The following is a 9,988-nucleotide window of genomic DNA, read 5'->3' on the forward strand; positions in this document are numbered from 1 at the left end:
CCATGCGACCACGTCCAGGCTTCATCCTCTGGTTCACCGGCATGTCCGGCGCGGGCAAGAGCACGCTGTCCTCGGAGGTGCTCCGCTGCCTCGCGCCCGTGCAGCGCGTGGAGCTGCTGGACGGGGATGAAGTCCGCACGCACCTGTCCCGCGGACTGGGATTCACCCGCGAGGACCGCGAGGAGAACGTCCGGCGCATCGGCTACGTGGCGCGCCTGTTGGCGAAGCACGAGGTGGGGGTCCTCACCGCCGCCATCTCCCCGTACCGGAGCTCCCGGGACGAGGTGCGCGCCCTGGCCACTGGGGCCGACATCCCGTTCCTGGAGGTGTACGTCCAAGCCCCACTGGACGTGCTCATCGCCCGGGACGTAAAGGGCCTCTACAAGAAGGCCCTGGCGGGGGAGGTTCCCCACTTCACCGGCGTGTCGGCTCCCTACGAACCGCCGGAATCGCCCGAGGTGGTCGTCCGTTCCGACGCTGAGACGGTGGCGTCGGGTGTGGGGCGCATCCTCAATGCATTGAGGGTGCGCGGACTGCTGGCCAATGCGGCCTGAGCAGATCCGCTGCGGACGGAATCAAACGTGTCAGAGGCATGGGATAGCATTCCCGTCTTCTCCTGATTCGTTTATCATCCACGCAATTTTGATTTCACCGGGACGGGTCTAATTCATGTATTTCGATGATATCGAGTACGTTGAGCTGTTCGTCGCCGACGTCTCGACCGCGTCCGGTTTCTACACGGGTAACCTGGGGTTCCGGCGGGTGGCGCAGGGCGGTCCGGAGACGGGGCTCGTGGGGCGGCGTTCCGTGCTGTTGCAGCAGGGGACGTTGCGGCTCCTGCTGACGCAGGGGCTGGAGGCGGGGGATGCCCCGTCCACGTTCGTCGAGCGACATGGGGACGGCGTCCGGGACATCGCGCTGCGCACGGCGGACGCGGTGGCGGCGTTCGGGCACGTCACGCAGCGCGGGGCCCAGCCGCTGCGCGAGCCGGTGGTGGGCAAGGACGGCGCGGGGCGGCGCATGCTCCAGGCGACGGTGGCGACGGTGGGCGACCTGGTCCACTCGTTCATCCAGTCCGATGCGCCGGTGGGCGCGTTCCTGCCGCCGGGCCTGGTGCCGAGCGAGGCGCCGGTGCTGCTGGACTCCGAGCCGCTCTCCGGCCTGGACCACCTGGCCATCTGCCTGGAGCCGGGCACGCTGGACGCGACGGTGCGCTTCTACGAGCACGTCTTCGGCTTCCGGCAGTCCCACGAGGAGGTGGTGCACACGGCCGCCAGCGGGATGAACTCCAAGGTGGTGCAGAGCCTGTCGGAGCGCATCTGCTTCCCGCTCCAGGAGCCGCTGTCCTCGGAGAACCCCGGCCAGATTGGCGAGTTCCTCCGCCGCAACGGGGGCCCGGGCGTGCAGCACCTGGCGTTCCTGACGCCGGACATCGTGGGGTGCGTGAGCCAGTTGCGGCAGGGCCTGTCGTTCCTGGAGATTCCGCCGGCGTACTACGAGCGGCTGGAGTCGCGGCTGGGCACGCTCGCGTTCGACCTGGAGCCCCTGCGCGAGCTGGGCATCCTGGTGGACCGGGACAAGTGGGGGACGCTGCTGCAGACCTTCACCCGGTCCTCGCATTCCCGCCAGACGCTGTTCTTCGAGGTCATCCAGCGCCAGGAAGCGCGCGGCTTCGGAGGGGCGAACATCCGCGCGCTGTTCGAGGCGGTGGAGCGCGACTACGCGCGGGCCCAGGCGTAGGCCGGGCTCACGCCCTGGAGTCCCATGCGTCCCCTGTGCCTGGACGAGTACGAGCAGCAGGCCCGCGCGAAGCTGCCCGCGGATGTCTTTGACTACGTGTGCGGTGGCAGTGATGACGAGTGCTCGCTGCGCGACAGCCGGCGGGCCTTCGAATCGTGGTGGCTGCGGCCCAACGTGCTGGTGGACGTGTCCCGCTGCGACACCTCCGTGAGCCTGCTGGGCACGACATTGAAGCACCCGCTGGGTGTGGCGCCCATGGCCTACCAGTGCCTGGCGCATCCGGACGGCGAGGAGGCCACCGCGCGCGCCGCCGGGGCCCACGGCGGGTTGATGGTGGTGAGCACCATGGCCAGCCGCTCGCTGGAGGACGTGGCCCGCGTGGCCTCCGGGCCGCTCTGGTTCCAGGTGTATTGCTTCCGCGAGCGCGCGGTGACGACGGCGCTGATCCGCCGCGCGGAGGCCGCGGGCTACCGGGCGCTGGTGCTCACGGTGGACACGCCCCGGCTGGGACGGCGCATGCGGGATGTGCGCAGCGGCTTCGGCCTGCCGGCCCACGTGCGCGCGGCCAACTTCGACACCGGCGTGAGCCAGGCGCTGGCCACGCGCGCGCCGGGTGAGTCGGGCATCGCGGCCCACGCGGCGCGGGACTTCGACGCGTCGCTGACGTGGGAGTCGGTGGCGTGGGTGCGTTCGGTGTCCCGGCTGCCGGTGGTCCTCAAGGGCGTGCTGACGGCGGAGGACGCGGAGCGCGCGGTGGCGGCGGGCGTGGACGGCCTCATCGTGTCCAACCACGGCGGCCGGCAGTTGGACGGGGCCCTGCCTCCGCTGGAGGCGCTGCCGGAGGTGGTGGCGGCGGTGCGCGGCCGGTGCGAGGTGCTGGTGGACGGCGGCATCCGCCGGGGCACGGACGTGCTCAAGGCGCTGGCGCTGGGCGCGAAGGCGGTGCTGGTGGGGCGCCCGGTGTACTGGGGGCTCGCGGCAGGCGGGGAGGAGGGCGTGGGACATCTGCTCTCCCTGCTGCGCGAGGAGCTGGAGCTGGCCCTGGCGCTCTCCGGGCGGCCCACGCTCGCGTCGCTGGATGCTTCCGTGTTGCGGCGCCGCGCGCCCTGACGCGTTGGGTAGCGGGGCTTTTCGGTTAGGCTTTCACCCCGGAGGGGGTCCGCCTTGCCGATGCTCGTCTACAACCCAGGGCAGCCGGATGAGCTGTCCTATCCGCTGGGGGACGCGCCCCTCACCATCGGCCGCGCCGATGATCAGGTCATCTGCATTCCCCACCGCAGCCTGTCGCGCCAGCACGCCCGCATCGAGCGCACCGACGGACGCTTCTTCGTCACCGACCTCCAGAGCAAGAACGGCACCTTCGTCAACGGCGAGCAGATCCGCCGCAAGGAGCTGCGCCCCGGTGACACGCTGACCCTGGGCGAGCTCGTCTTCCTGCTCACCCGCGACGCGCCCCCGGCCGTGGCGCCGGGCACCCCGGGGGAGGCCTCCTCCGACGAGCCCCGTCCCCAGCTCACGCGCGCGCTCACCCGCGTGCCGTTGAAGACGCTGGTGCAGGCGGTGCCCGGTCCGGAGCAGTCCGCGTCGGAGGCGGCGATCGCGGCCACCCGCGCACGGGAGCGGCTGCGCATCCTCCAGGAGGTGGCCAAGCTGCTGTCCGTCACGGACGACTTCGACACGCTCCTGGGCAAGGTGTTGGACCTCGCCTTCCAAATCCTCCACGTGGACCGGGGCGTCATCCTGCTCCTGGATGAGCAGAGCGGGAAGCTGGAGCCGCGCGTGTCGAAGACGGCGGAGGGCACGCCCGTGCGCGGGCCCATCTTCAGCCAGAACATCGTGGACTTCGTCCTGCGCCGCAGCGTGGCCGCGCTGTTCTCCGACGCGGTGAACGACCCGCGCCTGGACGCGGCCGAATCCATCATCTTCAGCTCCATCCGCGCGTCCATGTGCGTGCCGCTCAAGCCCCGGGACGAAGTGATGGGCGTGCTGTACGTGGACAACCTCTCCACGCCCAACCGCTTCTCCGAGGACGACCTGGACTTCCTCGTCGCGTTCGCGGGACAGGCGGCGCTCGCGCTGGAGAATGCCCGGCTCTACCGCCGCATCGAGCAGGAGACGGTGCAGCGCATGCAGCTCATCATGGACGCGAAGCTGGCCTCGCTCGCGTCGATGGTGGGCGGCATGGCGCATGAGTTGCGCAACCCGCTCAACTTCATCAGCAACTTCGCCGGCCTGTCGGTGGGCCTCACGGAGGACCTGGCCCAGGTGATGGCGCCCCAGCGCGAGAAGCTGGACGCTGCCTCCGTGCGCGACGTGGACGAAGCCCTGGACTGCCTGCGCACCAACGCGAAGAAGATCAACGAGCACGGCCGGCGCGCGGATTCGCTCATCCAGGGAATGCTTCAGCACGCGAGGCGCTCACCCGGGCCTCGCGAAGCGGTGGACCTGAACGCGCTGGTCGCTGAGAGCATCGCCCTGGGGCAGGGCGGCGTGCGCGGCCAGCCCATGCCCGTCCGGCTGGACGCGGAGTACGACCCTGCCGTGGCGAGCGTGGAGCTGGTGCGCGCGGATGTGGGCCGCGTCATCATCAACGTCGTGGACAACGCGCTCTACGCCATGCGCCAGAAGTGGGCCGCACAGGGGGTGGGGTATGTGCCGGTGCTCAAGGTCCGTACCCTGGCCCGGCCGGAGCAGGTGGAGGTGCGTTTGCGCGACAATGGTCCGGGCATCCCCACGGCGAGCGCGCAGAGAATCTTCGACCCCTTCTTCACGACGAAGCCCCCGGGGCAGGGGACGGGGCTGGGGTTGTCACTCAGCCATGACATCATCGTGCAGGGACACCAGGGCACCTTCCGCATGGAGACGGTGCCGGGTGAGTTCACGGAGTTCGTCATCACCCTGCCTCGGCGGGGGGGACAGGTCGTCCGGCTGGCGCCCTCGCAGGGGGCCGGCGCGGCACGCGGTTGAGACGCGGTGGGCAACAGTGCGTGGCACGGGAGCGCGATGAAGAACCCCATGGATCCCAACCTGCTGGAGGCCTTCGAGGGCCGCTACGAGCTCCTGTCGGAGCTGGGGGAAGGTGGCTTCGGCCGCGTCTACAAGGCCCGGCAGGTGACCACCGGCCAGAACGTGGCGGTGAAGCTCTTGCGGCTGACGGAGGGCGCGACGCCGGAGTCGGTGGAGCGCCGCAGCGCGCGCTTCGAGCGGGAGATGAAGCTGTGCGCGCAGATGCACCACCCGAACATCGTGCGGCTCATCGACTCCGGGCGGGCGCAGGGCGGCGCCGTCTACTCCATCTTCGAGTTCGTGCCCGGCAAGAACCTGGCGCAGGTGCTCGCGGAGGAGGGCGTGTTGGATCCGGTGGAGGTGCGCCACCTGATGCTGCAACTGCTGGATGCGCTGGCGTGCGCGCACGCGCAGAACGTGGTGCACCGCGACCTGAAGCCCGCGAACATCATGGTCGTGCCCACCGGCGCGCGCCGCAACGCGCTGGTGCTGGATTTCGGCATCGGGTCGGTGACGGATGAGCTGACGCGCGCGGAGCCGCAGCCGCGCATCACCTCCACCAACGAATCGCTGGGCACGCCGTCGTACGCGGCGCCGGAGCAGCTTCGCGGCCAGGCGCCCACGCCGCGCTCGGACCTGTACGCCTGGGGGCTGGTGTTCCTGGAGTGCCTCACCGGCAAGCGTGTCTTCGAGGGCGCCACCGTCGCGGAGGTCATCTTCCAGCAGCTTTCCTCGGAGCCGGTGCCCCTCCCCGCGTTCCTCGCGGCGCACCCGGTGGGCAAGCTGCTCCAGCGCGCCACGGCCAAGGACCCCGCGCAGCGCACCGTCTCCGCGGAGGTGCTGCTGCGCCAGTTGGAGGCGGTGGACCTGTCCAACCTGCCGCGCCGGGCCGCGCCCGTGCGCATCCAGCCCGCGTCCCCCAACGCGGAGACGGCGACGGTGGAGCTGAGCAGCCGCACGCCCAACGCCCTGTCCACGCGCGCGCGACGGTGGGCGGAAGGCGAGCGCCGGCAGCTCACGGTGGTGTGCTGCACGCTGTCCGCCACGGCGACGGCGCCGGGCCCGGTGGACATCGAGGAACTGGACCATGTGCTGGGTGCCCAGCAGGAGGTCTGCATCGAGATCGCCCGGCGCTACAACGGCCACATCGCCAGCGCGCTGGGCGACATCGTCCTCTTCTACTTCGGCTATCCGGCGGCGCGGGAGGACGACGCCCGCCGCGCGGCGCAGGCGGCGCTGGACATGGTGGCCGAGGTGCAGCGCCGGGGCCGCGCGATTGAATCCGAGCGCGGCACGCGGGTGGAGATCCGCGTGGGCCTGCACACGGGCCTCGTGGTGTCGCGCGAGCAGAGGGATCCCACGCTGTCCGGCCTGGGCTTCGTGGTGGGTACCACGCCGAAGCTGGCCTTCCGCCTGAGCACGTCCGCGCCCCCGGGCGCCATCCTCCTCACCGGCGACACGCAGCAGCTCGTGCGCAAGCACTTCCCGCTGGAGCCCGGGCCCACGCCCGTCCACGACCTGCTGCCCCCCGGCCTGGAGACGTTCGTGCTCCAGGGCGCGGACGCGACGTGGAGCGGCACGGAGGTCGCGCTCTCGCTGGTGGGCCGCGCCCGGGAGTTGGATCTGCTCCTGTCGCGCTGGGAGCAGGTGCGCACGGGGCAGGGGCAGGCGGTGCTCGTCACCGGCGAGCCAGGCATCGGCAAGTCGCGCCTCACGCGCGAGCTGGGCGACAAGCTGGGCGTGGATCCCCACACGTGGCTGGAGGCCCGCTGCACGGCGGACAGCTCCAGCCAGGCGTACTTCCCGGTGGTGGACCTGCTCACGCGGATGGTGGACCCGAACCGGGACCTGTCGCCCGAGGGCCGGCTGAAGGGCCTGGAGGCGCTGCTGTCCGGCTACAGCTTCGACCTGGCGGAGGCGATGCCGCTGTTCGCGCCGCTGTTGTCCCTGCCGCTGCCGCCGGAGCGCTGGGCCCCGCTGGACGTGTCGCCGCTGAAGCACCGGGAGCTGACGCGCAACGCGCTGCTCGCGTTCCTCGCCGCGCTTTCGGAGCGTCAGCCGGTGGTGCTGGCGCTGGAAGACCTGCACTGGGCGGACCCGTCCACGCTGGAGCTGCTGAAGGAGCTGGTGGCGGAGGTGTCGTCGTCGCGCCTGTTCGCGGTGTTCAGCGCGCGTCCGGAGTTCGAGCCGCCCTGGCCCTCGTCGTCGGTGATGCAGGTGCAACTGGGCGCCCTCGCGCGCGCGGAGGTGGAGCGACTGGCCGCCGCCGCGGCGGGCGGTCCGCTCTCCGCCGAGGCGCTGGAGGAGATTGTCTCGCGCACGGACGGCATCCCGCTGTTCATCGAGGAGCTGGTGCGCGCGCTGCTGGAGTCCGGCGCGCTGGTGCAGCGCGAGGGCCGCTTCGCGCTGGAGGTGGGCAAGGGCAGCCCCGTGGTGCCGGGCACGCTGCGCGATCTGCTCGTCGCGCGGTTGGACCGGCTGGGCCGCAGCAAGGAGACGGCGCAGGTGGCGTCGGTGCTGGGCCGCGAGCTGTCGCATGAGCTCTTGCGCCACCTCAGCCCGCTGACGCCCGAGGCGCTGGACGCGGACCTGGAGCGGCTGGTGGGCGCGGGCCTGCTGCACCGCAAGCGTCGGCCCAAGGGGCCCGTGTACCTCTTCAAGCATGCGCTGGTGCGCGACGCGGCCTACGACTCCATGCTCAAGCGGCACCGGCAGCAGGTGCACGGGAAGGCGGCGGCGGCGCTGGAGGAGCACTTCCCGGAGGTGGTGAACGAGCGGCCGGACCTGCTCGCGCACCACTTCGCGAGCGCCAACCTCAAGCGCAAGGCCATCGTCTACGCGCAGAAGGCCGCCTTCGCCGCGCTCATCCGCTCCGCCTACGTGGAGGTCATCCTGTTCTCGCGGCTGGGCCTGTCGTGGCTGGACGCGATTGACGACCCGTTGGAGCGCGCGCAGTTGGAGCTGGGCCTCAACGGCGTGCTCGCGCCCGCGCTGATGTCCACGCAGGGCTGGCGCTCGCAGGACCTGCGCAACGTGGCGGAGCGGTCGCTGGAGCTGCTCTTCACCGTGGGGGAGAGCCCGTACGCGGCCCCGACGCTGTGGGTGCTGTCCATCTACTACCACCTGGGCGGCGACCAGCGCCGGGTGCGCGGCCTGTTGGACCGGTTGGTGGCGCTGGCGCAGGCGTCCGGGGACGCGGGGCAGGAGGCGGTGGCGCTCACCATCCTCTCCAACATCGAGCTGTTGGAAGGCCGCCTGGGCGAGGCCAAGGCGAAGGCGGACCGGTGTGTCGCGCTGTTCGACCCCGTCGCGCACCGGATGCACCGCATCCTCTACGGGCAGGACACGCGCGTGGGCGGTGAGGTGGTGCTGTGCCGGACGCTGTGGCTGCTGGGCTTCGCGGACCAGGCGAAGGCGCACGGCGAGGCGGCGGTGGCGTGGGGGCGGGAGCTGAACCACGGCACCAGCATCGGCCTGTCGTTCATCTACCTGCTGCTCATGGCGCAGGAGCACGGCGACCGCACGGAGGTGACGCGGCTCATCTCGCAGCACGCGGAGCTGTCGCACCGCTACGGGCTCGTGGAGCAGTCCGCGTACGTGGGCATCCTGCGCGGCTGGGCGGCGAAGGACCTGGAGGCGATGCGGCGCAGCGTGGCGATGCGCGAGGCGTTCGGCACGGAGATGGATCAGCCGGCGTACTACGGCATGCTCGCGGAGCTGGAGCTGGAGCTGGGCCACGTGGACGCGGCGCTCGCTTCGGTGGAGCGCGGACGCGAGCGCGCGCGGGCCCTGGGTGAGGGCTACCACGAGTCCAGGATGCTGCGGGTCAAGGGCCGGGTGCTGCTCGTGCGCGATGGGGGCACGGCCCTGTCCGCGGAGGCGTGCTTCCGGCAGGCGGCGGAAGTGGCTCACGCGCAGGGCGCGCGGATGCTGGAGTTGCAGGCCGTCACCGCGCTGGCGCGCCTACTCCAGACGTCGGGTCGGCAGGAAGAAGCGCGGCAGCGGCTCCAGATAATCTACAGTACCTTCACCGAGGGGCTGGGAACGCCGCCTGTCGCGGAGGCCCGCGCGCTGCTGGAGGCGCTGGGAGGAGATTGCTGACATGAGCAAGAAGAAGCCGGAGTCGAAGGCCGCGCCCACCAAGGCACGCCCCGTGGCGCGCAAGCCGTCCTCGTCGGGTCTGGGTGCGAGGGCCACGGTGAATGACTGGCAGTCGGTGTGGATGCGCGCCGTCGCCCTGGCGTGGAAGGAGCCTTCCTTCGAGAAGGCCCTGCAGGCCGACCCCCGTCAGGCGCTCAAGGAGCGCTTCGACTTCGAGCTGCCCGCCGGCATCCAGCTCAAGGTCGTCCCCGCCACCGGCGCGGACGCGGTCGCCTCCAACGAATGGAAGCTCGGCAGCGCGGAGGTGGAGCTGCCCCTGCCGAAGAAGCCGGCCAACGTGGCGGACCATGCCGTCGCCCTGTCCAGCCTCACGGACACGTACAACCGTTCGCACTGCTGCGGCAGCCCCTGCTGCTGAGCCCGGCCCGGCGCCCGCGTCCCCTGGCCCCTTGAATGGCTCAGGGGGCCGGCGTCGAGCCTCCGGACACCGCGAAGGCGCCCACGGACGCCTCCGCGAAGCCGTCCACCCCGGCCACGCGCTGGAACAGGTCCGGGTCGCTGCGTCCCAGCGCATAGGGCCGCAAGCCCAGCGCGGTGGACACCAGGTAGAGCGTCTGCACCAGCGCTCCGGTGTCCTGCAACACCAGCGAGTACGCCAGCGTTTCGTACTTCCACGCGAGCCGGGGCACGCGCGCGGCCACCACCATCAGCACCTCCGGCCTGTCGAAGGGCTCCACCGGCGAGCGCGCTTCGTCCAGCAGCGCCTGGAACTCCTGCGTGGGGCCGCTCAGCTTCTCCAGCCGGTGGCCCAGCGGATCGTAGTGGTACACGCCCGGGGGCAGGCCCTGGCACTCGCCGACGAGCGGGTACAGCTCCAGCGCGTACGCCGCGCCCGCGCTGGGGTAGGGCCGGTCGGTGATGTCGCCGTCGAGCGTGCTCCTCACGTCGCGCACGCGCGCGGCGCGATACAGCATCTCCCCCAACTGCCGCACCGTGAGCGGGGTGGCGCCCCGGCCCCGGAGGCTGCGCCGGTTCTCCAGCACCTCGGTGAAGGACATGTCCTTGGTGCGCAGCGCCTCCATGTCCGGGCGGTACAGCTCCACCGACTCCTGCGCGACGGACGGCTTGAGGGCGGGTGGGT

General features: G+C 71.4%; 7 protein-coding genes. 6 read left to right on the plus strand and 1 reads right to left on the minus strand.

The window, feature by feature from the left end; genetic code table 11:
• The first annotated feature begins 2 nt into the window (after nt 1-2).
• From cysC to D7V88_RS14715, 6 genes are all read left to right on the plus strand, one after another.
• On the plus strand, nt 3-554 hold the full coding sequence (cysC, locus tag D7V88_RS14690; RefSeq protein WP_120541272.1) for an adenylyl-sulfate kinase: 552 nt from the start codon (nt 3-5) through the stop codon (nt 552-554).
• Nucleotides 555-669: 115 nt separating this feature from the next.
• Nucleotides 670-1,740, plus strand: coding sequence for a 4-hydroxyphenylpyruvate dioxygenase (hppD, locus tag D7V88_RS14695; protein ID WP_120541273.1), 1,071 nt, complete (start codon nt 670-672; stop codon nt 1,738-1,740).
• A 24-nt stretch (nt 1,741-1,764) separates the two neighbouring features.
• Nucleotides 1,765-2,850: an alpha-hydroxy acid oxidase gene (locus D7V88_RS14700; protein WP_120541274.1), complete on the plus strand. Its 1,086-nt coding sequence runs from the start codon at nt 1,765-1,767 to the stop codon at nt 2,848-2,850.
• A 60-nt stretch (nt 2,851-2,910) separates the two neighbouring features.
• Nucleotides 2,911-4,707 carry an FHA domain-containing protein gene (locus D7V88_RS14705; protein WP_120541275.1) on the plus strand — a complete coding sequence of 599 codons (1,797 nt, stop codon included), beginning with the start codon at nt 2,911-2,913 and terminating at the stop codon, nt 4,705-4,707.
• A 48-nt stretch (nt 4,708-4,755) separates the two neighbouring features.
• On the plus strand, nt 4,756-8,847 hold the full coding sequence (locus D7V88_RS14710) for a TOMM system kinase/cyclase fusion protein (protein WP_244238151.1): 4,092 nt from the start codon (nt 4,756-4,758) through the stop codon (nt 8,845-8,847).
• Between the two features lies 1 nt (nt 8,848).
• Nucleotides 8,849-9,265, plus strand: a complete 417-nt coding sequence (locus D7V88_RS14715) for a BMA_0021/BMA_0022 family TOMM bacteriocin (protein ID WP_120541277.1) — start codon at nt 8,849-8,851, stop codon at nt 9,263-9,265.
• A 40-nt stretch (nt 9,266-9,305) separates the two neighbouring features.
• Here the strand turns inward: D7V88_RS14715 and D7V88_RS14720 are convergent.
• Nucleotides 9,306-9,988 (minus strand): SagB/ThcOx family dehydrogenase (locus tag D7V88_RS14720; RefSeq protein ID WP_120541278.1); only part of this gene is annotated, 683 nt, incomplete at its 5' end.

This window comes from Corallococcus terminator (genome assembly GCF_003611635.1).
Taxonomy (GTDB): Bacteria; Myxococcota; Myxococcia; order Myxococcales; family Myxococcaceae; genus Corallococcus; species Corallococcus terminator.

What these genes read in the sequence shown, in the direction of transcription:
- D7V88_RS14715 (WP_120541277.1), top strand. Translation starts at nt 8,849, where the DNA reads ATGAGCAAGAAGAAGCCGGAGTCGAAGGCCGCGCCCACCAAGGCACGC.
- D7V88_RS14710 (WP_244238151.1), top strand. Translation starts at nt 4,756, where the DNA reads ATGGATCCCAACCTGCTGGAGGCCTTCGAGGGCCGCTACGAGCTCCTG.
- hppD (WP_120541273.1), top strand. Translation starts at nt 670, where the DNA reads ATGTATTTCGATGATATCGAGTACGTTGAGCTGTTCGTCGCCGACGTC.
- cysC (WP_120541272.1), top strand. Translation starts at nt 3, where the DNA reads ATGCGACCACGTCCAGGCTTCATCCTCTGGTTCACCGGCATGTCCGGC.
- D7V88_RS14705 (WP_120541275.1), top strand. Translation starts at nt 2,911, where the DNA reads ATGCTCGTCTACAACCCAGGGCAGCCGGATGAGCTGTCCTATCCGCTG.
- D7V88_RS14700 (WP_120541274.1), top strand. Translation starts at nt 1,765, where the DNA reads ATGCGTCCCCTGTGCCTGGACGAGTACGAGCAGCAGGCCCGCGCGAAG.